The organism is Fervidobacterium nodosum Rt17-B1 (assembly GCF_000017545.1).
Classification (GTDB): Bacteria; Thermotogota; Thermotogae; order Thermotogales; family Fervidobacteriaceae; genus Fervidobacterium; species Fervidobacterium nodosum.
This window is the reverse complement of sequence record NC_009718.1, coordinates 1,302,364-1,325,144: the sequence shown is the minus strand read 5'-3', so window position 1 is coordinate 1,325,144 and position 22,781 is coordinate 1,302,364. Positions and strand designations below refer to the sequence as shown.

Sequence of the window (22,781 nt, the reverse complement as noted above, 5' to 3'; positions counted from 1 at the left end):
TTAGCTTTTGCCAAAATATTTCATTTTTTATTTTTCTTGTATTCTTCCCAATCTTGTAAGAATCTTTTTATTCCAACATCTGTAAGAGGATGTAAGAACATCTTTTTAAGTACATCAAAAGGAATAGTTGCTATATCAACACCTATCATTGCAGCTTCTACCACATGCATTGGATGCCTTACACTTGCAGCGATTACTTCTGTCTCAAAACCATAGTTTGTGTATATTTGCATAATTTCCTCTAGTAATCTCAAACCATCATTGCCATTATCATCAATCCTTCCTATAAATGGACTAACATATGTTGCGCCGGCTTTTGCGGCAAGCAATGCCTGATTTGCACTAAATACAAGTGTAACGTTTGTTTTAATTCCTTCGGCTGATAGTATTTTAACCGCCTTAATACCGTCTGGAGTCATGGGAATTTTAACAACGACAAAATCATCTATTGAAGCAAGTTTTCTTGCTTCCTCTACCATTTCATCCCATTTTAAAGATATAACTTCCGCAGAAACTGGACCTTGAACAAGTTCACAGATTTCTTTTATTCTTTTTTCAAAATCTGCACCTTCTTTTGATATAAGCGTTGGGTTGGTTGTAACCCCATCAACGATGCCCCATTCAACTCCTTGCCTTATCTCGTCAATATTTGCAGTATCAAGAAATATTTTCATAATCGCACCTCTCGATATAAAAAATTTGATTTTATAACTTCTTTCTTTTATCAATTTCTTTTTTTACTTCTTCTTTACCGAATTTTACTAGATATGTATTTTCAGATTTTGTGTACATATCGTTACCAGCGTATAAAAGCAAACCATCAGAGATACCATCTTTGTACTCATTTTCATTGTAATGAATACCAACAATCTCGCCAACATAGAGTATGTGGTCACCATAAGTTTTACTATCTATTAATTTACATTCATAGCAAGCAACAGCATTTTCTAAAATAGGAACATCTAATTTTTTGCCTTTTATATATTTTATACCAAAAAAATTAATTTTATCCAAATCTTTTCCAGAAGTTCTTCCAACAAATCCAGATATCTTGTAATCATCGTATTTAATAAAGTTTAGTGAGAACACTCCAGATTTTTCAATAAGTTCTTTTGTGAACCTTTTTGGAGAGATTGCTACTCCGTATAATGGAGGATCAAACGATATTTGTGTGTGCCATGCTGCTGACATAAAGTTTATCGAATTATTATACTTTGAACCCACTATTGCGACCGGAAAAGGGTAATGAAAGTAATATTTTCCACTCTTTTCAACAAATATCATACATATTCACCTCGCATTCACCTCTTAAGCTTTGCTAATTATTTAAAAATTATCAAATATATTCTAACATAAACTGTCAATTTTACCAACAATGTGGTATAATTTTTCTGAAGTAGAGGAGGTGTTTGAGTTGGATAAGTTTATAGACAAAAACAATTTCAAGGGAATGACACTTAAAGCTGCCATTGAATATCTAAACACTCATCCAGAATCAACTGAACTCGTTGAGAGATCACTTGAAGTGATAAGTGATGAAGAAAAAAGGCTTAATGCATTTATAACTGTCAAAAATGAGATTGAAAAGGGTATACCGATTGGTATAAAGGACAATATAAATGTTAAGGGTATGAAAACTACATGTGCTTCGAAGATATTAGAAGGGTATGTCGCCCCTTATGATGCAACTGTTATTAAAAAATTAAGAGTATGTGGATATGCTTTCGTTGGTAAAACTAATCTTGATGAATTTGCGATGGGTGCAAGTACAGAGTATTCCGCATTTGGCCCGACGAGAAACCCACATGATGTTGAAAGAGTAGCTGGTGGAAGTAGCGGAGGGTCTGCAGCTGCCGTTGCATCTGGTGAGGTAATTGCCGCACTTGGTAGTGATACGGGAGGTTCTATAAGACAACCAGCTGCCTTTTGTGGAGTGGTAGGTTTTAAACCAACTTATGGTCTTGTCTCAAGATACGGATTGGTTGCTTTTGCTTCATCTTTAGATCAGATTGGACCAATAACGAAGACAGTGGAAGATAGTGCAATTCTTATGAATATAATAGCGGGAAAAGATGAAAACGATGCCACAACTGTTGATAGAAATATTGATTTTACGCAATTTGTAGGTAAGCAGATACCAAAAATGAAAATTGCTGTTGCAAAACAATCTTTTGGTGAAGGTGTTGAAGAAGGTATAAAAAATAGAGTAAATGAATTTGTACAAGAACTATCAAGGCATGGTCATGATGTTGATGTCGTTGATATAGATGAAATTAAATATTCTGTTGCTACGTACTATATAATTGCCCCATCTGAAGTAAGCTCAAACCTTTCAAGGTTTGATGGTGTAAAGTACGGTCTTAGGATATCCTCTGATTCTCTTCGTGAAATGTATGAAAAAACAAGAGGTTTAGGCTTTGGGGAAGAGGTAAGAAGGAGGATACTTATAGGAACGTTTAATTTAAGTGCAGCGTATTACGATGCCTACTTTGAAAAAGCCCAAAAGGTTAGAAGGGTTATAGCGAATAAGTTGTATAGTGTATTCGAAAAATACGATTTTATAGTAACTCCAACCTCCCCAGTTGTTGCATTTAAGGTGAAATCGGTGAATGACCCGCTGGTTTACTATATGATGGATATATTTACCATCCCTGCTAATTTGGCTGGTATACCTGCGATAAGTATTCCATATGGAAAGAGCGAAAATCTTCCCGTTGGTATACAAATCATGGGACCGAGGTTCTCAGATGCAAAATTACTTGGTTTCGCTGATTGGGTAGAGAGAAATCTGGGAAAATCATAAAATTTCTCAAAGATACGAAAAATATATGAAAATGATTAGGAGGTGTTTTAATGTCCCAATTTGATAGATACCGTCCTGTAATAGGCCTTGAAATACACGTTCAATTAAACACTAAGACGAAAGCTTTTTGTAATTGTAGTGCAGACGTTTTTGATTTAGAACCAAATACAGCTATATGCCCTGTCTGTACGGGTCAACCAGGTGCATTACCTGTTCCTTCGCAAGAAATGTACGATTTAGGTACGAAGCTTGCATTAGCGTTAAATTGTAAGATAAACGAATATACAAGATTTGATAGAAAAAATTACTTTTATCCAGATCTTCCAAAGGGTTATCAAATAACACAGTTTTTTTACCCGCTGGCAGAATATGGTTATCTTGAAGTTAAAGGTAAAAAAATCAGGATAAGAAGGATTCATCTCGAAGAGGATGCTGGTAAACTACTCCATTCTGGAGACAGTATTACCGAAGCTGACTATTCTTTAGTTGATATGAACCGCTGTGGAATACCTCTTGCTGAAATTGTTACAGAACCAGACATTGAGTCTCCAGAAGAGGCAAGAATATTTATGGAAAAACTTAGGACATTACTTAGATACTTAGAAGTTAGTAGTGGTGATATGGAAAAAGGTGCAATGAGGTGTGATGCGAATATATCGGTTATTGATGTTCAAACAGGAAAGCAGAGTAATAAAGTCGAAGTGAAAAATATGAACTCTTTCAAATTTGTTGAAAAGGCTCTTGAGTATGAATTCGAAAGAATTGTATCGTTGATGAAAGAAGGAAAAGAAGTGGAAAGAGAAACAAGAGGATGGAATTTAAGTACAAAATCTACTGTCAGTATGAGAAGTAAAGAAGAAGCTCACGATTATAGGTATTTCCCTGAACCGGATATACCTCCCATCGTTTTAACCAAGGAGTATATTGAGAAAATAAGAGGTACATTATCAGAATTACCAGATGAACGCTTGAAAAGATTTGTTAGAGAATATCAACTATCTGAGAAAGATGCTTGGGTTTTTGTTGAGGATAAGGAAATTGCTGATTTTTATGAAGTAGTTGTTGCTAAAACAAAAGAGCCGAAAGAGACTGCTAATTGGTTTTTAACAGAACTATTCCGTTTGTACTCCGAACATGGGAAAGAAAAAGTAAAAGTTCAACCGGAACATTTTGTTGAACTCTTTGATTTGATAAAGAATGGAACCATTTCAAGAAACATCGCTAAAGAAGTGTTTTCAGAGTGCGCTTTAAGTGGTAAATTGCCAAGTGAATTAGTTGAACAGAAGGGTTTAAAGCAAGTTGATGACGTAGCTTTGATTGAAGAAATAGCAAAAAAAGTCATTGAAAGTAATCCGCAGCAGGTAGAAGCATTTAAAAAAGGCAAAGAAGGACTTTTTGGATTTTTCGTTGGTCAGGTCATGAAAGAAACAAAAGGTAAGGCAAATCCAAAAACTGTCAATGATATACTCAACAAATTACTCCGTGGATAGGATATTGACAAAGCATTTATACTTTTTTGTAGATATAGGAGGGGGGTTATGAAAATGAAATCTTTTAAAATTTTAAAGTTCATAGTTTTAATGATTCTTATTGTTGTTTTTTCCAATGCTTTTAGCTATGACATTATCCCAGAAATTCAGGGAATATACAATTCTTTCTCTCTTGACTTATGGAACTTAGCTTTGGTTGTGGAAAACAATAAGTATGCTGCAGGATTGAGAATCTTTGATGAATCAATGAGAAGTGAATCTTACAAACTTGGTTTTGTTACAATGAAAAGGCAAATTGATAAGAGCTATTTTAATTTATTAACTTTCGTAGGTCAATCATACGGTGTAGTTTTGACAATTGGATATGAGAATTATTCTATACCAACAACAGGTTACGAAAGGACTTATTATATCTCATCTACGCAATCTATTTTAGCAGAATACTCAAAAACTTGGTTTTCAATACCTGCCCTACCTGTTGGTGAAACAACCATAGGACCTTTTGCACTTAATTACGAAGGATTTTCTTTATCTAGACTGGGTATAAGTAATCCGCATATATCAATTAATATGAAAAGGGGATTTGCAAATGTTGACACCCTTCAGCTAAGTTTTGTTCAGATTGGTAATATATACTCACTTGGATTTTATGTGTTTTCTGATAAATCTCTCGAACAAGGCGCTACGGTGAACCTTGGTTGGGATTTTGACGAAAGAAGAATAGTAGGTGTGCTTGGCGGAAGAATATTTATAGACTTGTGGGATTTTAGATTCTTTTTCTCGGCTTATGGGACGTACATTCCATCATCGGAGAATGTAAAATACGGTATTTGGTTCAGATTTCTTTCCCCTATTCAGGGAGATTTGATTATCCAAAATAACGTTGGATACTTCAAGATTAAGATGGCCGATATTTTTTAAGAAAAATAAAATTTGATAGCGGGGATGAACAAGTTGGACGACATAAAAAATTTTAAATTAGGCTTGTACGTTCATATACCGTTTTGTAAGAAAAGATGTATTTATTGTGATTTTGTAAGCTATGTTGAGAATAATTTTGATGAATATACAGAATATCTTTTAAATGAAATTGATTTGTACAAAGAGTATTTAAATTCTGGAATTGACACACTTTACATTGGTGGTGGGACTCCAAGTATTTTCCCCATAAAAAACATCAGTAAAATTTTTGAAAAATTAGAACCTTATATTTCAAATAACGCAGAAATAACGATAGAAGTAAATCCAGAAAGCTTCACAAAAGAGAACGCGCAATTTTACAAAAAAATAGGTGTAAATAGAATAAGTATGGGTCTTCAAAGTGCCGATGATGTTGTTTTGAAAAAGTCTGGGCGGCTCTATGATTTCGAGACCTTTATAAGGAAATTTGATATTGCCAAAAGATATTTTGATAATATAAATGTTGATTTTATAATAGGCCTTCCTGGTGAGAGTTGGAGTACAATTGGAAAAAATGTTCAGTTCATTAGTGATTTTTTACCAGATCATATTTCAGTTTATATGCTTGAAGTTCATAATGATAAAAACAACAGCGTTTTAAAAAAACCAGATGACCAAACTTTCCAGAGATACGATGATTTTTTGAACGCAATTAGTGGTTTTGGTTACGAAAGGTATGAAATATCTAACTTTGCTTTGAACGGCAAATATTGCAAACATAATTTGAAATATTGGGCAAATACAGATTACGTTGGTTTAGGTATCTCAGCTGGTGGGCATATTGGTTTTTTGAGGTACAACAACCATGAGAGTTTTTCAGATTATTTTATTTCTATATCCGAAGGGAAATTCCCAAGGGCTTACGAATCTTTAAATACTCCCGAACGCGAGGCTCTAGAAACAACTTTTATGAACTTACGTACAATGTTGGGAGTAGATAAAGAATATATTAAAGAAAAAACAAATATAGACATTTCCCCCGTTATGGATGCGTTAAAAAACAAATTCGATTTCTTTGATGGAAAAAAACTTTCAGAAAAAGGCATGGATTTCAGCAATCTTTTCTTCGTTACTCTACTTAGTTTTTGGGAGGAATACTTTAGATGAGACAAGAGATAACTATAATTGTTGTTTCTTATTTGATATTATTCATAATTGGCGCACTGGCTATGTATAGCCTTGATATCGCACGAGAAAGAGTCCTTGGGACTTCAAGTAATTTTTTTGTTAAACATTTGTTCAACATATTTGTTGGTCTTATTGCTTTTTATGTTGCTATGAACATACCTTTCTCCTTTTACGAAAAACATGTAAAACTTTTTTACTTTTTAGGTATTTTGCTTTTGCTTATTGTTTTTGTTTTTCCACCTGTCAACGGAGCACACAGATGGATAAATATTCGTGGTTTTACACTACAATCATCAGAGTTTGCAAAGATTATTTTGATACTTTTCTTATCTATTTATGCGAAGAATAATTATAAAGAAATGGAGAAATTCACAAAAGGCTTTGTTGTTCCATTACTTTATTCTATAGTATACGTCGCTCTAATTATTATAGAACCTAATCTGAGTACATCTTTATTGACTTTCATCATAGCAATTGTTGCAATGTACTATGGTGGTACCAAGTTGTCATATTTTATATTTTCTTTTGTGGCTGCTGTAACATTCATAGTAATTGCTTCCTCGGCCGGATTGCTGCATCCATATCAATTGGGAAGGTTAAGATACTTTTTCAGTGGAACAATGGCCCCACAAGTTGATATAGCATTAAAAACTTTGAAAAACTCCAATGCTACAGGACTTGGCATTGGTAATGGATGGTTGAAAGTTTATGTTCCTGAAGCGGAAAGTGACTTTGTGCTTTCAGTGATAGGTGAGGATCTTGGATTTTTTGGAATTTTAATTGTTGGTGTAATGTATTTCTTTTTAACTTATGCTCTTATGAGGGCTGCAAGTTATATAAAAGATGTAGCGGTAAGGGTTTTCACATGGTCTTACGCAACGGTAATTATGTTGCATGTAGTAATTAATTTCGGAGTTTTTTCTGGATTTTTCCCAGTAACAGGTGTACCATTACCATTCATCAGTACAGGCGGAAGTTCTATAATTTCATTACTAATTGGATTTGGAATAATAATGTCTGGGTTGACTCAAAAACAAGGTGAAGATACTGGCGAAAAAACAAACATAAAAGAATATTATATACAAAGATAAATACAAGGAGTGAATTAGATTGAAGAAATTGAAAATAGCCGCAGCAGGTGGTGTGACCGGTGGACACCTTTATCCAAACATCGCTGTATTGGAAGAATTTCAAAAAAGATACGATATTGAGATACTTTACTTTTGTGTAAGTGGGAAAATTGAGGAAAGATTGCTTCCGGTTGTTCATCCGGAGTTTAAAAGGTACACGATTAATGTAAAAGGTTTGAGGAGACCTGTTTTCCATCCGGAAAATATTATTAGATTTTCCAAGTTAATTTCAAATTCGAAAAAGATTCAAGAAGAATTGAAGAAATTTTCACCGGATTTTGTTTATGTATCTGGAGGATACGTTAGTTATCCCGTTGCAAAAGCTGCGAAAAGGCTTGGTATACCTGTTTTCGTTCAAGAGCAAAACACATTACCTGGTAAGGCAAATATAGCCATTTCAAAATTTGCAAAGCGCGTTTTTTTATCTTTTGAAGAATCGATCCAAAGATTTCCAAAAAAAATTCATAATAAAATAGAAGTTGTTGGAAATCCAATATGGGCAAGAGATGGGAAAGTAGAACTCCCGCATCCAACAGTTATAGTAATTGGCGGGAGTGGGGGAAGCGAGTTTTTGAATAAAATAACACTTGAAATTGCTTTAGAAATGCCGGATGTCAATTTTATTCTCTCTTCTGGTGGAAAAAAATTGGATGGTACGGTTCCTAATAACGTTCAAGTAAAAGATTATATAGACAACATGTACGCGTATTGGAGAAGTGTTGATGCTGCAATTACAAGAGGTGGGGCAACAACAATATCAGAATTGATATACTTCAACGTTCCGGCAATTGTTGTTCCATGGGAAGGTTCGACAGAATCTCATCAAATTCTTAACGCAAAGATAATTGAAAAAGAACAACTTGGTGTTATGATAAGGGAGAATGAGTACAATAAAGAAAAATTTGTTCAAGCACTTAGAGGTATAATAAATAAAGGTAGAAAATTCGAAGAACGAACAAATCCCGCTATTAAAATTGTTGAATCGATAAGTTCTGTTTTAGGCTTATAAGTTTAAAATTTAAAACAAGAAAAGTAAAGAAGGAGTGTATGGAAAAGATGGAAAATATTCAGATAAAGAAAAAGATACACTTTGTTGGTGTCGGTGGCATTGGAATGAGCGCTCAAGCAATGCATGAGCATTTTAACGGAAATATCGTCTCTGGCAGCGACCCATATAGTTCAGATACAACAAAGCACCTTGAAAGTATTGGAGTTAAGGTTTTTCATTCACATGAAGAAAAAAATGTGGAAAATGTTGATGAAGTAATAGTTACACCCGCGATTTCAAAGACTAACCCGGAATATGTAAAGGCTCAAGAACTGGGAATACCCATAACAATGCGTATTGATCATTTTAGGAGGATATTAGAACCATTTCGCGGTTTTGCTGTAACTGGTACCGATGGAAAATCTACAACAACTTCGATGCTGGCAAACAGTCTTATAGATCTTGGGGCAGACCCTTACGTTTTTCTTGGCGCACTCCACAATAAGCTTGAGCACGGTAATTATCGACATGGTAAGAGCGATATAGCTGTTTACGAATTGGATGAGAGTCAACCTGGGTACGAACTTTTTAGACCTGAATTTCTGATAATTACAAATATTAGAGAGGATCATGTAGAAAATTACCAGAGTCTGGAACATTACTATAGCAGTTTTGAAACTTTGATTAAAAATTCCAAATTTGTAGTTACATTTGCTGATGAGAAAAAATTCAAAGGTAATGTAACTTTCGGAGTTTATTCTGGAGATTTTAAGCTTGTGGAAAGAAAACAAGAAGGATTTTATCAAACGGTGACAATTTTTACTCCGTATGGCGAAAGAAAATTTTTCTTACCAGTTCCAGGTTATCATAACGCACTCAACGCATTGGCTGTTATTTCACTTCTTTCGAGTATAGGATACAACATAGATAAAGTACTAGATTCTTTCGAAGATTTTAGACTGCCAGGTAGGAGATTCAATGTAAGTTACGACAATCCTTCAAGAAAAATAACAATTGTCGATGATTACGCACATACTGCTGATGAAATAGAAGTTCTTTTAAAAACCTCAAGAGAAGTCTACCCGGAGAGGAAAATCGTTTTAATCTTCCAACCGCACAGGTACACACGATTCAAAAGGGAAGCGGAAAGATTTAAAAGAATTCTCCAAAGTGCTGATGAAATATACATAACGGAAATATATGGCGCGTTTGAAACTAAAAATGGTGTTACGGCAAAGAATATAGTCAGCGAAATAGCCAAAGCAATATTTGTAGAAAAAATAGAAGATTTAAAGAACATCGAACTACAAGATAACGCTGTTTACATGTTTGTTGGTGCTGGTAATATATACAACATTTCGCGCGAAATAGTTGCAGGGCTAAATACTGCAAGCGGGAATCGGGGGGAAAGTAGTGATACTTAAGGAAATATTTATAAAAGGCTTCAAATCTTTTGCTGAGCCTGTTAGACTTGAAATTTCAAATAGAGTCACCGCTATCGTTGGACCAAACGGTTCAGGGAAGTCCAACGTTGTTGACGCTATAAGATGGGTTCTCGGTGAACAGTCGATGAAAGAGATAAGGGCTCAGGAAAGAGAAGATGTTGTATTTTGGGGGAACGAAAAGAAACCACCTGCTCAATTTGCGTACGTTGAATTGGTTTTTGAAAATGGGAACGAACGTGTTTCAATCGCACGTGAGTTGTCACGTGATGGTACAGGTAAGTATTTGTTGAATGGCGATATTGCAAGGTTAAAAGATATAAGAGATTTCTTAATGCAGCATGGTTATGGGAAAAACCCTTATTCTATTATTGGCCAAGGTCAAATAGATAGAATAGTGTCATCTACACCGGAAAATCTTAGAACTATGATAGAAGAGATAGCAGGAATAGGAATATACAGGGAAAAGAAGAAAGAAGCTCTCTCAAAGCTTGAAACTACGCAAATAAATCTTAACAGAATTAGTGACATATTGTTTGAAATGGATAAAAACAGAAAATCATTGTATTTAAAGGTCAAGCGTGCAGAAAGGTATATTGAATATTCTGAGAAGCTTGAAACACTCAAAAAAGAATATTTTGGTGGAGTTTACAAAATAGAAAAGCAAAGATTATCCGATATGGAAAATTACCATAGTGAACTTAATGTAAGCCTTAAAGAAAAATTAAGACATTTGGCTCAACTAGAAATGGAATGGTCAAATTTAAAAGACGAGTTCAATCAGATAGATGTTGAAATGGAAAGCTATACAAAGACATTAGAAGAATTTAAGACAAGAGAAAATCAACTACTTGAAATAAAAGAAAAATTTTCAAAGAAACTGAGCGAACTTGAAAATAAATATATAGAAATAACAACCCGTGTTGATATGCTCAATGAAGAAACGAACACTCTAAAAAATAGGAATGAAGAAATAAAATTAATTTTGGCGAAAATTTTGGAAGAGCTTAACGAAAAAGAAAAAGTTCTCTCGGAACTTGAAGATGAGAAATCCAAAATTTTTACCCAATACACCGAACAAGAAAAGGAAATATTAAAGAAAAAGCAGGAATACGAAGAAATAGAAAAAAATCTTTCAAAAATTCATAATGAAATTATAAGATTAAATGAGAACAATCAAGATATAAAACACCGCCTTGAGATGATACAAAGTCAAAGGGTAAATAAGGAAGATCGAAAGCAAGAATTAGAAGACGAAATATCAGATTTAGAGAAACATCTACTTGACATAGTTGAAAAAGAAAACGAGCTTGTTAAAGAACTCGAAAGTATAAAATCGTCAATAGAAGAGTATAGAAAGAAAAAAGAGGAAAAAAGTTTATTACTAGAGAAGTTAGTGAAACGCGAGAAAGAAGTCAAAGCAGAGATAGACGTAATAAAGAGGCAAATTTCAGAGTACCAGGGATTTGGTCACTCTATAAGAAAAATATTTGAGAACAAAGATATTTTTGATGGGTTGATAGACGTTGTCGCTAATCTTATCGATTTTGACAAGTCTTTATCGACCGCGTATGAAGTTCTTCTCGGCGGAGCTGTTCAAAATGTTGTTGTGAAAACAGCAGAAGATGGAAAGAAAATAATAGAATTTCTAAAAGCCGGAGAATATGGTAGGGCAACGTTTATTCCTTTAGATTTAATCGATTCATCATTTTCGGAGATAAAGGGTGTAGAAAAAGAAGAAGGATTCATTGGCTATGCAGCCAAACTTGTGAACGTCTCAAAAGAGTACGAAGCGCTTCCGTACTTTCTTTTCGGGAACGATATAATAGTTAAAGACATCGACAATGCGATAGAGATAAAGAGAAAGTATAACATCCGTTCAAGGATAGTTACGCTAGATGGAGAACTCATCTCCGGAAGAGGAGCAATGAGTGGTGGAAGGTCAAAAGAAGATTACGCCAATTCGATAATTGCCAGAAGAGTTAGGTTGAAAACTTTGGAAGAAAATATAGAGCAAATCGAACATGAAAAGGAAAATACAGAAAATGAAATTTCGGTTATAAATAAGGAAATCAACGAGTTGCAAAACAATATGAATATAGTTAGGGAAGAACTTGCAACCGTTTCAAGCCGATCTTTATCTTCGAAAAGAGTATTAGAGGAACTACAAAAAGCCTACAAGGAAATCACAAATGAAATTTCTGACCTTGTTAAACTTGAAGCAGAGTACAACGCAAAATACGAGGGGAACATAGCAAGAATAGAAGTTTTGGAAAATCAATCAAAAGAACTCGATGAAAAGAGGAAAAATCTTCAAAATAGTGTTAATGAATTTTCAAAGGGACTTGATGAACATAGGAAAAAATTAGAGCAACTCAATGAATCTATAGCTACTTACCGTGCGGAAGTAAAGAATTTGTTTGAGAGAAAATTACAATACAACGCAGAAAGTGATAGGATAAATTCAAGGATAGAAGAGATTAAGGATGAGCTTATAAATGCAAAGTCTGTTATATCAAAACTTGAAGAAGATATTGATGAAACGAAAAAGTTTCTCTTGGAAAATGAAAAAGAGTTAGAAACGTTGAGAAATACCTCTCAAGAGTTATTTTCTGGCATACGCGAAAAGAAAGCAGGGAAAGAAGAGAAGCTTCAAAAGCTTGAACAACTTGAGAAAGAGTTACGAGACCAGAAGACAGAAATAGAATCTATAAAAGAACGCATTCACGAAACAGAAATGAGACTTCAAGAAATATCGTTTAGAATATCAAATATTCCTGAAGAATATAGAACACCTATCGATGTGGAACCAGAAAAATTAGACGAACTTGCTAATGAAATTAAGGATCTAGAAAACAAACTCAAAATGTTAGGTGCAGTAGACTTAACAGCGATAGATGAATACAAAGCCATTGAGCAAGAATACAACGAGCTATTAAAGCAGAAACAAGACTTAGAAGATGCAAAAAAGAAACTGGAAGAACTTATTGAGCAAACAAACGCACAAGCACGTGAACAATTTTTAAGGGTATTTAATCAAATAAATAGTGCTTTTAGAACGTATATAGAAAACCTATTTTACGGAGGAACTGGCGGAATGAGAATTTTAGACGATGGTGATATATTGGAATCGGGTATAGAAATAACGATTTCTAAAGCTGGTAAAAGGGTTCAAAGACTTCAATTATTATCTGGCGGAGAAAAAGCGCTTGTTGGTATAGCATTAATAATGGCAATGCTTGAAGCTAATAAAGGAGTTTTTTACGTGCTTGACGAAGTTGACGCTCCGCTTGATGATTACAATTCTGAGAAATTTAGACGTTTATTGGAACAAGAGCATTCACAATTTATAGTTATCACACACAATAAACTCATAATGGAGGCTGGAGACATAGTTCATGGAGTAACCATGGTAGATGGTATTTCTAAGATATTACAAGTTAAGATGGAGGAGGTAACAGCGTGAGATATCTATACTTTTTACAACAATTCTTTGAAAGGCTCCCGGCACCGGCTTTTATCAAAGATAATAGATTTAGATTTATCTGGATAAATAAAGAGCTAGAAAACGTACTCCAATTACCTGAAGGAAAACTAATTGGCAAGCTCGAATCAGAAATACTGGGAGATGAAGAGATAAACAATATTGATAGAAAAGTTATGAGAACAAGAAGGAATCAGATTCATGAAAAAGTTATAAACGGAAGGTATTTTAGTATCCATAGGATGCCGATTAGGCTTGGTGATGGTTCTTATGGTGTCGCAGGAGTAATGTTTGATATGACCGAAAAGGTTTTAGAGCAATCACTTTATAAGCTTCAATCGTTTGTTGAAAAGATAATCATTGAAGCTTTAAGTAATTCCGAAGGTGATCCAACAAAATTTGCAGTCGAACTCGGGATGAAGTTCCACGCAGAATATCCGGAAATAGCTTATGCTTTACTTAAAGATAATGATTATGTTGTTGGTAAGGAGGATGAAAAAGTTTTAGAAAAAGCAAAAGGGTTAAACGAATTAAAGAGTTTTACTGTCGAGAAAAAGCATTACATGGTGATACCTGTGGAAAATTATAAATTTATCATTCACGTTCCGGAAGAATACACTGACATATCAAAAGCGATATCTTCTTTTTTGTCTTCTCAGGCTCTTGCGGCTATTAGATTTTTGCAAACACAGAAAATCTACAAAGAAATGGTAACAAGCTTTGAAAGTCTGTCAAAACTTGTATCTCTTTGGGAAAAATCAACATCTTTGGAAGAGTATCTCCAATCAATGCTTAATGAACTTGTGAAATTAGTACCCGAAGCACAAAAAGCCTCCATTTGGATGCTTGATGGTGATATATACAAATGTGTGGCTGTTTATAACTACGATGATGAAATAAAAAACACAGTCTTTAGAGCGGACGAAGACAATTATGGACCTGCGATTGGAGAAAACAAAGTTGTTGAACTTGATGAAGCTTACAAGCTTAATCTAGAGAGTCCGCAAAGGGATTTGTGGATTAAGGCGGGAGTTACGGAACCAAACTTTATACCTCTTGTCGGGAGTGTAAAAATAGGTGATAAGAGACTTGTGATTATTTCTTTGGACAACTTTGAAGGGAAAAGATTTTCAGAAGCAAGCAAAAAGTTGCTCCAAGTTTTTGTTGAGATTCTCTCAGCGTTTTTGAGAAAGTAAAAAATAAAGAGTATAGAGGATTTTATGCCTTTTCGACTCGAAAAAATTTTAACGTTAAGAAAAAAAGAGGAAGAAAGTATAAAGGAAGAATTAAATAGGATAAGGTTATTGATAAGAGAAGTTGAAGATGAAATTGATAAGGTTAAAAAATCCAAAAACGATGTAGAAAGTCAGTTGCGTACTGGTACGCAAACCGGTGCGCAGCTTGGTTTTTTACTATACTTATTAAGGATGTACAATGATTACATTCTTACTCTTAAAAAAAAGCTTGAAAATCTAAGACTTGAAGAAGAAGAGATACTTAGAAAGTTTTTAGAAAAGCGAACTGAAAGGAAAAGTTTTGAAAAGTTGAAAGAGCGCTATATCGAAAAGCAAAGCTTTGAAAACGATAGGAAAGAAAGAGCAACTATAGACGAAGTTGCGTTGCAAAAATACTTCAGAAATATCGATAATACAAGGGGGTAAATGCTTTGATTCACCTATTTAAAATAATTAGCTCTTTTATTACTCTTCCGGGGTTATTCGTAACTGTGTTTTTATTATTGTTTGCACTTTACTTTAAAAAGAGAAAAAAATTGGCTTTTTTATTTTTATCATTTGCTTTGGTTTTTTATTTTCTAACATCTAATTTGTTTGCCTATTTAATTTCAAAAACTTTTGTTTTAAAAGACACCGAAGATAAAGGTATATTTATAGTTGTTTTAGGAGGCGGTGTTGACGAATTTTCAAATAATGTTGAGATAGGTAAGCATACTTTAAGACGACTGTACAAAGCTTTGGAGTTATACAAAAATAGACCAAGAAAAATAATCGTTACTGGTGGAATAATCGATAAAGGGGTTCCCGAAGCTCTTATTATGAAAAATGTACTTTTAAATTTTGGAGTACCCGAAGAGGATATAATTTTAGGATCAAAAGCAAGGAATACATTCGAAAACGGTAAGTGTACATTCGAACTTATCGGTGATGTACCGATAACTTTAGTGACAAGTACAATACATATGAAAAGAAGCCTTTTTGTTTTTAGAAAGTTTTTTAAAGATGTAAGTTTTGTAAGCGCAGATGTGCCGGTTGATTTTAGAAATTCTTATCTCGATTATATACCATCTGCTAATGCGTTTTATTCACTTTGCAATTTTTCCCATGAATTATTTGGGATGATACAGTACAAGTTGTTATATGCTAAATAATTAAGTTTTAAAATGAAGGGAGGGAATTAGATGTTTCCGCTGTACGATACTATCCCTAGTATACGTAAGCCTTTTGTGAACATAATGATAATAATTGTGAACGTAATCGTTTTTGCTTATGAACTCATGATTTCGAGTATGGATTGGTCTGGGGAAGTATTAGAAGGATTTTTTCGCACATTTGGTTTTGTCCCAGAAAAGATGTTTTACGCTTTTCCAATTGTTGCGATGTTTACACACATGTTTGTTCATGGTGGTTGGTCTCACATAATTGGTAATATGTGGTTTTTGAAGATATTTGGTGACAATGTTGAAGACGCAATGGGTCATTTCAAGTTTTTTATTTTTTACATCACCGGTGGGCTTTTTGCTCTCTTCTTCCATGTAATTTTTAACCCATTCTCACCATATCCACTTGTTGGTGCATCTGGTGCAATCTCAGCTGTAATGGGGGCTTATTTTGTATTATTTTATTATTCAAGAATAGTTTCTCTTGTCTTTTTGATTTTGCCGTTTATCGTTGAAATTCCAGCTTTTATTTACCTTCCATATTGGTTTATAATACAAGTGTTGAATGGTTTGCTAGCTGACGTGACAGGTACAGGGGTTGCTTATTGGGCACATGCAGGAGGTTTTATATACGGTGTGATAGTAGGTATGAGAGTTAGAAAGAAAAGATATTGGTACTAAAATGGATTGCAAAAATAAATATGGAAGGGAGCAAAAATTATGGGAAACGCAAAGAGGAAGAAAATCGTTATTGTTAGCACCGGTGGAACAATTGCGATGATAAAAAAGGGGAGGACAGTTGTACCTTTTGATAAAGGGAACGCACTTGTGACAGATATACCAGAACTTTATGATATAGCAGATATAGAAGTTTACGAATTTTCTAATGTACCGAGTCCTTATATGACTCCAAATACCATGTGGGAACTTGCAAAAAAAATAGACGAATTTCTTGAAGAAAAAGGTTACGATGGAGTGGTTGTAACTCACGGTACGGATACATTAGAAGAAACAGCTTATTTTCTTGACTTAGTATTAAAAACTGAAAAACCGGTTGTTTTAACAGCATCGATGAGAAATATAGGTGAACTTAGCACAGATGGGCCAAGGAACGTTCTCTCATCAGTGATGGTTGCGGCTTGTGACGAATCGTACGGTATGGGTGTTGTTGTATGCCTTAACGATGAGATACATGCAGCAAGGGAAGTAACAAAAACTTATACGAGCAACGTTGCGACATTTGACTCTCCAGGTTACGGACCACTGGGAATAGTTGACGAAAATAACGTTATCTACATTAGAAAATCACTTACAAGAGAAAAGATAATAACGGATAAAATAGAAGAAAAAGTTGCGATTGTTAAGACATTTACCGGTGATGATGGCTCAATTCTAAGAGCGGTTTATAATATGGGTTACAAAGGCATTGTTCTTGAGGGGTTTGGAAGAGGAAATGTACCTCCTCAACTTTCCGATGTGGTTGAAGAAATTACTAAGAATGGTGTGCCAATCATTGTTACATCAAGATGTTTTAAAGGAAGAGTTTATCCTATATATGGCTATACTGGAGGAGGGGCAGATTTACGAAAAAGAGGCGCTATATTGAGTGAACACCCATTGGCTCAAAAAGCAAGGATAAAATTGATGGTTGTACTTGGAAAAACAAATAATTTAGAAGAGGTAAGAAAACATTTTGAAAAACACATAGGAGGTCCGGTGAATGAAATTGAGCATTAGACAACAAGCTTTGTTAATTATACTAATATACGCTCTCATAATGTTTATTGCTTTTGCGGCATTTAAAACTCTGCTTCATGTTTTTGTATTTTCTCTTGTTTCTGTATTAGTGGTCAATTTCTTGCTTAGAGTTTTAATGAGAATAAAAGTTCCTTATCCAATTGCTGTAACGCTTTCATTGTTGATATATTTTGGCGTGCTGATATATGCATTTGTAAACATTATTCCTCCTGTTTTTAAGCAGGTGAATTCTTTTTATGAGTTTATGAAAAATATATTAGATTCGAAATACTGGGAGAATTATTTAGTTGATAATCCAGAGCTATCTGAGATAATTGGAAAAATTGCCGAATGGGCTAGTCCAAAAATAAACGAACTAATCACTACGTTGGCTGTAAATCTTGCTAAAAGTGTTCCTAATTTCTTAGTGGTAATATTTTATAGCATACTTTTTACCGTTTACATAACTATATATACTAATTGGACTACAAAATCGTTACCTGGATTATTTCCAAAAAAAGTCAGGGGACTTGTTGAAGATTTTCTAAAAAAACTTGGCATTGCTTTGTCAAGTTACGTTGATGTTTTGCTACTTGGAGCATTTATAGTTTCGATAGCATTCTACATACTATTTAGTTTTTATTTGCCTGAATACAAAATCTTACTCGCTTTTTGGGGGTTTGTTACAAACTTTATACCCATTGTTGGTGTTGTTATCGAATGGATTCCAATATTGATTGTTAGTCTTGGACTTGGATTGAAAAATTTCATAATTGTAAACATTGTTGTTATGCTCATACACTTAGGCGCATTTTTGTTCTTTATCTTTATAATGAAAAAACGCGCGGATATAAATCCGGTTTTGATGCTTATATTTATTTTCTTAGTTGGAATTTTATACGGGCTTGTTGGAACATTTTTTGCAGTGCCGGTCGCTATATTCTTTGTTACACTGTGGAATGAATTTGTAAAAAATGAACTGGAAATTTAGAAAATTCAACGTCTTTTCGTTAATCATTCAAATATATTATCTTTACTCGGGAAAACCTTGTTTTTGACTTCGGTTTTGTAAGATTTAACCGCGTTTAGCATTATCTCGTATGTATTTGCGTATCTTTTTACAAATTTTAAATCCATGGTGGTTAATCCAACAATATCGTGGAATACCAATACTTGTCCATCACAGTGCCTACCAGCTCCTATGCCTATGGTAGGTATTTTTACATTTTCTGTAATCTCTTTTGCTACTTGTTCTACAACAAGCTCGAGTACTATCGAAAAACACCCCACTTCTTCGAGTATTTTTGCATCTTTTAAGAGTTTTTCACGGCTCTCGGGAGTCTTTCCTTGAACTTTATGTCCACCTAATAAATTTACAGATTGGGGCGTGAAGCCTAAATGCCCCATTACGGGTATTCCAGCATTGATTATACGCCTTATCGTTTCAGCATATGGCTCTCCGCCTTCCAACTTTATAGCATTTGCACCAGCTTTTAACATTAAGCCAGCATTTTCAACAGCTTTTTCTGGACTAATTTCGTAGGATAAAAACGGCATATCACCAACTATAAACGCATCTGGCGCGCCTCTTCTCACAGCTTTTATGTGCATTAACATATCTTCCATCGTTACTGGGATAGTACTATCGTAACCAAGTATAACGTTACCCAACGAATCGCCAACAAGGATTATATCTATTCCTGCTTCACTAGCGATTCTTGCGGTTGGATAGTCGTATGCAGTTATCATAGTTATTGGTTCTTTTCCTTTCATATCTATTATCTTTTTTGTATTAATCATAAATTTCACCTCCAATAGTGCTTCAATTCCAAATGATTTCATTATTTTATAATTATACCACAATTGTGGTATAATGTTATTGAATGTTAGCACTACTTACAGATTGGGGGGATTATAGAATGAGGTGGAATTTGAGCAATATTTATCCTTCTTTTGATTCTGAGAGTTTCAAAAATGATTTGCAAAGAATCGATAAAGAACTTTCTGGTTTTCTTAATTGGATGGATGAAAACTTAATAAACGAAGGCAATGGGTTGGAAGCCAAATTGGAATATGTTATAAACAAACTCAATGAATTGTCCTTGCTCGCTGGGAAGTTATATAATTATGCAAGCTTAACTTTAAGTGCTAATGCAAACGATGAAACTGCAGCAAAGTATCTTGATATTATCAGGAGCAAATTTGTAAATCTTTCATTGGCAAGGACAAAATTGAGAAAATTTTTGAAGAACGTAGAGATAGACTTTTCAAATTTAAAATCAGAGACGCTTAAATCTCATAAATTTTTTATTGAAGAACAAAAAATACTCTCTAAATACCTTCTTTCAGAAAATGAAGAAAAAATAATCAGCCTTATGAGACTTACCGGAGGCAACGCTTGGAACAATCTATATGAAAAGACGACATCAAATCTTCTTTGTGAAGTTGAAATAAACGGCGAATTGAAAAAACTGCCATTGATGCGCGTTAGAAACATGGCTTATGACGAATCAGCTGAAATTAGAAAGAAAGCCTACGAGGCAGAGTTAAAAGCTTGTGAAAATGCTTCGCAAGTTGTTGCACAATGTTTAAATAGCATAAAAGGAGAGTTTTTAACGGAAGTGAACCTTAGAGGATATTCATCACCTCTTGAACCAATGCTCATGGAAAATAGGATATCCAAAGAAACTTTTGATGCGATGATGAGTGCAGTTAAAGGAAGTATGCCTATACTTAGGAAGTATCTTAGAAAAAAAGCCGAGTTACTTGGCCACAAGAACGGCCTTCCATGGTACGACCTTTTCGCTCCTATAGGAGGATACAATAAGAAATGGTCATTTGATGAGGCAAGGAAATTCATTGTGGAAAAACTTTCGAACTTTTCGGATGAGCTTGGGAAATTTATAGACAATGCTTTTGAAAATCATTGGATTGATGCTGAAACACGTCCTGGGAAACGCGGAGGGGCTTTCTGCTCATCGGTGAAAGCGCTCAAAGAGTCGAGAATACTAATGAGCTTTGATGGGACGTTAGATAATGTCTTAACATTGGCTCACGAACTAGGTCATGCATTCCATAACTACTGCTTAAAGGATGAAACGCCTTTGAACAGTACAACTCCAGCTACACTAGCGGAGACAGCATCTATATTCAACGAGACTTTGCTGATGAACCAAATAAAAAATGAAGCAACCTTAAAGGATGAAAAATTAGCACTCCTCGACAAAGAACTTTCGGATGCCGTACAGATAATTATAGACATATACAGCAGATTTTTATTTGAGAGTGAAGTATTCGAAAGAAGGAAATCTAGACCTATAAGTGTTGAAGAATTTAAAGAAATAATGCTTAAAGCACAAAAAGAAGCATACGGTGAAGGGTTAGACGAAAATTACATGCATCCATACATGTGGCTTGTTAAACCTCATTATTACTCTCCGACATTCCATTTTTACAATTTCCCGTATACATTCGGAATGCTCTTTGGATTGGGTGTGTACAGTATGAAAGATAATCCTAACTTCTTTGAAATGTATAAGAAACTTCTTTCTTCAACTGGTAAGGGAACAGCGGAAGAAGTTGCGATGAGCGTTGGAATAGATATTCAAAAAGAGGAATTTTGGAAAAACTCACTCTCAGTAATAGAAAAAGCTGTAGACGAATTTGTAAGATTTGAGTGAAATATAAAAATATATGCAAAAATGCGGAGGTGAAAAAATGCCAGAATTTTCTAATGCGTTTTCTGGATTAAAATCTGAAAGAAAATTAACTCATGAAGAATTAATAAGGGCAATTCGCTTTATGATTGCGGCTGAGTATGAGGCAATTCAACTTTACATGCAATTAGCTGAATCTACAGATAATGAGTTAGCTAAAGAAGTTCTGATCGATATCGCAAACGAAGAGAGGGTTCACGCTGGGGAATTCCTAAGACTTCTGAAAGAGTTAGACCCAGAAGAAGAAAAATTTTACGAAGAAGGTGCTAAAGAGGTAGAAGAAGAGATAGAAAAATTTAAAAATAAAAAATAACATATAACGCTTCAAGCGAAGGAGTGAGTTGAAATGTTCTTTGGCTCAATAGACAAAAGAGAATTCGGTGCAACTACCGAAGGTATAGCCGTGCAGGAATATACATTAGTGAATAAAAACGGAGTTATGATGAAGGTCTTAACATACGGAGGAATCATAAGGGAACTATGGGTTCCAGATAAAAATGGGAATTTTGTGGATATAGTCCTTGGATTCGATTCTTTAGAAGAATACGAAAGAAATCCAGGTTATCTTGGGGCTTTAATAGGAAGATTCGCAAATAGAATAGCTTACGGAAAATTTGAAATAGATGGCGTAACTTATCAATTGGCTTTGAACGATAAAGGAAGGCCAAACGCTTTACACGGCGGATATAAGGGATTCAATAAAAAAGTTTGGAAAGCTTTTGATGAGATAACGCCAAACGGCCCAATCCTAACTTTGAAATATTTTAGCCATGATGGTGACGAAGGCTTCCCAGGGGACTTAGATGTTTCTGTTACTTACACACTAACAAACGAGAACGAGCTTAAAATTGATTACACGGCCACAACAAATAGACCTACGATAGTTAATCTCACCCAACATACCTATTTTAACTTAGCTGGTGGTGGAAAAATATACGATCATATTGTTGTTTTGAATGCCGATAAATACACGCCTGTTAATGAAAATCTAATTCCAACTGGTGATATTATGCCTGTTGAAGATACTTTATACGATTTGAGGAAGGAAACAAGGCTTGGAGACGCAATAGAAAAATTGAAAAATTCAAATGCTAAAGGTTACGACAACAACTTCGTATTGAATTCTGAATTTGCCGCGAAAGTATATGAACCATCAACTGGTATATCAATGGAACTCTACACGACTCAGCCAGGTCTTCAATTCTATACAGGTAATTATTTGCCGGGATTAAATGGAAAAAGAGGACAGAATTACGATGCACATACGGGATTTTGTCTTGAAACACAACATTTTCCAGATTCACCAAACCATGAAAACTTCCCAAACACGGTGCTAAGACCGGGAGAAATTTATAAGCATCGTTCTGTTTTTAAGTTTGGTATCATTTAAATTATTTAAATTGATTTATTAAATTTAATAAATCATATCAAGTCAGCCATTTAATCATTTAGGCTGACTTTTTCATCTCCGAAAAATTTTTTGATTTTTTAATTATCACTCTTGACAA

General features: G+C 34.4%; 20 protein-coding genes. 17 read left to right on the top strand and 3 right to left on the bottom strand.

Annotated elements, in window-relative coordinates:
• Positions 1 to 20: 20 nt before the first annotated feature.
• The gene (fsa, locus tag FNOD_RS06450; protein WP_011994386.1) at positions 21 to 674 is read right to left on the bottom strand and encodes a fructose-6-phosphate aldolase; all 654 of its coding nucleotides are present in this window, start codon (positions 672 to 674) and stop codon (positions 21 to 23) included.
• A gap of 31 nt (positions 675 to 705) precedes the next feature.
• Entirely contained in the window at positions 706 to 1,284 is a 579-nt protein-coding gene (locus tag FNOD_RS06445; RefSeq protein WP_011994385.1) for a flavin reductase family protein, read from the bottom strand.
• 166 nt (positions 1,285 to 1,450) lie between these two features.
• On the opposite strand from FNOD_RS06445, the gene gatA reads away from it, so the two are divergent.
• The 14 genes from gatA (at position 1,451) to FNOD_RS06375 (ending at position 18,548) form a co-directional block, all read left to right on the top strand.
• Positions 1,451 to 2,803 (top strand): Asp-tRNA(Asn)/Glu-tRNA(Gln) amidotransferase subunit GatA, encoded by a 1,353-nt coding sequence (gene gatA, locus FNOD_RS06440; RefSeq protein ID WP_041257189.1) that lies wholly within the window; start codon positions 1,451 to 1,453, stop codon positions 2,801 to 2,803.
• Positions 2,804 to 2,853: 50 nt separating this feature from the next.
• Positions 2,854 to 4,293: an Asp-tRNA(Asn)/Glu-tRNA(Gln) amidotransferase subunit GatB gene (gene gatB, locus FNOD_RS06435; RefSeq protein ID WP_011994383.1), complete on the top strand. Its 1,440-nt coding sequence runs from the start codon at positions 2,854 to 2,856 to the stop codon at positions 4,291 to 4,293.
• A gap of 54 nt (positions 4,294 to 4,347) precedes the next feature.
• Entirely contained in the window at positions 4,348 to 5,214 is an 867-nt protein-coding gene (locus FNOD_RS06430) for a hypothetical protein (RefSeq protein WP_011994382.1), read from the top strand.
• Between the two features lie 33 nt (positions 5,215 to 5,247).
• The gene (gene hemW, locus FNOD_RS06425) at positions 5,248 to 6,360 is read left to right on the top strand and encodes a radical SAM family heme chaperone HemW (RefSeq protein ID WP_011994381.1); all 1,113 of its coding nucleotides are present in this window, start codon (positions 5,248 to 5,250) and stop codon (positions 6,358 to 6,360) included.
• Positions 6,357 to 7,472: an FtsW/RodA/SpoVE family cell cycle protein gene (locus FNOD_RS06420; protein ID WP_011994380.1), complete on the top strand. Its 1,116-nt coding sequence runs from the start codon at positions 6,357 to 6,359 to the stop codon at positions 7,470 to 7,472. Before hemW ends, FNOD_RS06420 begins: the two co-directional genes overlap by 4 nt.
• 19 nt (positions 7,473 to 7,491) lie before the next feature.
• Positions 7,492 to 8,520 (top strand): UDP-N-acetylglucosamine--N-acetylmuramyl-(pentapeptide) pyrophosphoryl-undecaprenol N-acetylglucosamine transferase, encoded by a 1,029-nt coding sequence (locus tag FNOD_RS06415; RefSeq protein ID WP_011994379.1) that lies wholly within the window; start codon positions 7,492 to 7,494, stop codon positions 8,518 to 8,520.
• A 38-nt stretch (positions 8,521 to 8,558) separates the two neighbouring features.
• Positions 8,559 to 9,923 carry a UDP-N-acetylmuramate--L-alanine ligase gene (gene murC, locus FNOD_RS06410; protein WP_187146482.1) on the top strand — a complete coding sequence of 455 codons (1,365 nt, stop codon included), beginning with the start codon at positions 8,559 to 8,561 and terminating at the stop codon, positions 9,921 to 9,923.
• Entirely contained in the window at positions 9,913 to 13,407 is a 3,495-nt protein-coding gene (gene smc / locus FNOD_RS06405) for a chromosome segregation protein SMC (protein ID WP_011994377.1), read from the top strand. Before murC ends, smc begins: the two co-directional genes overlap by 11 nt.
• On the top strand, positions 13,404 to 14,621 hold the full coding sequence (locus FNOD_RS06400) for a PAS domain-containing protein (protein ID WP_011994376.1): 1,218 nt from the start codon (positions 13,404 to 13,406) through the stop codon (positions 14,619 to 14,621). The genes smc and FNOD_RS06400 overlap by 4 nt, the downstream gene beginning before the upstream one ends.
• A 24-nt stretch (positions 14,622 to 14,645) precedes the next feature.
• Positions 14,646 to 15,086, top strand: a complete 441-nt coding sequence (fliJ, locus tag FNOD_RS06395) for a flagellar export protein FliJ (RefSeq protein ID WP_011994375.1) — start codon at positions 14,646 to 14,648, stop codon at positions 15,084 to 15,086.
• Between the two features lie 65 nt (positions 15,087 to 15,151).
• Positions 15,152 to 15,811 (top strand): YdcF family protein, encoded by a 660-nt coding sequence (locus tag FNOD_RS06390; RefSeq protein WP_011994374.1) that lies wholly within the window; start codon positions 15,152 to 15,154, stop codon positions 15,809 to 15,811.
• A 30-nt stretch (positions 15,812 to 15,841) separates the two neighbouring features.
• Positions 15,842 to 16,501 carry a rhomboid family intramembrane serine protease gene (locus tag FNOD_RS06385; RefSeq protein ID WP_011994373.1) on the top strand — a complete coding sequence of 220 codons (660 nt, stop codon included), beginning with the start codon at positions 15,842 to 15,844 and terminating at the stop codon, positions 16,499 to 16,501.
• Between the two features lie 39 nt (positions 16,502 to 16,540).
• Entirely contained in the window at positions 16,541 to 17,557 is a 1,017-nt protein-coding gene (locus FNOD_RS06380; protein ID WP_011994372.1) for an asparaginase, read from the top strand.
• A complete protein-coding gene (locus tag FNOD_RS06375; protein ID WP_011994371.1) occupies positions 17,541 to 18,548 on the top strand; it encodes an AI-2E family transporter in 1,008 nt (335 codons plus the stop codon). Before FNOD_RS06380 ends, FNOD_RS06375 begins: the two co-directional genes overlap by 17 nt.
• Before the next feature lie 23 nt (positions 18,549 to 18,571).
• Here the strand turns inward: FNOD_RS06375 and panB are convergent, their stop codons facing one another.
• Positions 18,572 to 19,354 (bottom strand): 3-methyl-2-oxobutanoate hydroxymethyltransferase, encoded by a 783-nt coding sequence (gene panB, locus FNOD_RS06370; protein WP_041257186.1) that lies wholly within the window; start codon positions 19,352 to 19,354, stop codon positions 18,572 to 18,574.
• A 122-nt stretch (positions 19,355 to 19,476) separates the two neighbouring features.
• On the opposite strand from panB, the gene FNOD_RS06365 reads away from it, so the two are divergent.
• The 3 genes from FNOD_RS06365 to FNOD_RS06355 are packed head-to-tail and all read left to right on the top strand — an operon-like array spanning position 19,477 to position 22,663.
• Positions 19,477 to 21,237, top strand: coding sequence for a M3 family oligoendopeptidase (locus FNOD_RS06365; protein WP_011994369.1), 1,761 nt, complete (start codon positions 19,477 to 19,479; stop codon positions 21,235 to 21,237).
• A gap of 37 nt (positions 21,238 to 21,274) precedes the next feature.
• Positions 21,275 to 21,586 carry a ferritin family protein gene (locus FNOD_RS06360; RefSeq protein WP_011994368.1) on the top strand — a complete coding sequence of 104 codons (312 nt, stop codon included), beginning with the start codon at positions 21,275 to 21,277 and terminating at the stop codon, positions 21,584 to 21,586.
• Positions 21,587 to 21,619: 33 nt separating this feature from the next.
• Positions 21,620 to 22,663 carry an aldose epimerase family protein gene (locus tag FNOD_RS06355; protein ID WP_011994367.1) on the top strand — a complete coding sequence of 348 codons (1,044 nt, stop codon included), beginning with the start codon at positions 21,620 to 21,622 and terminating at the stop codon, positions 22,661 to 22,663.
• The last annotated feature ends 118 nt before the right edge of the window (positions 22,664 to 22,781 follow it).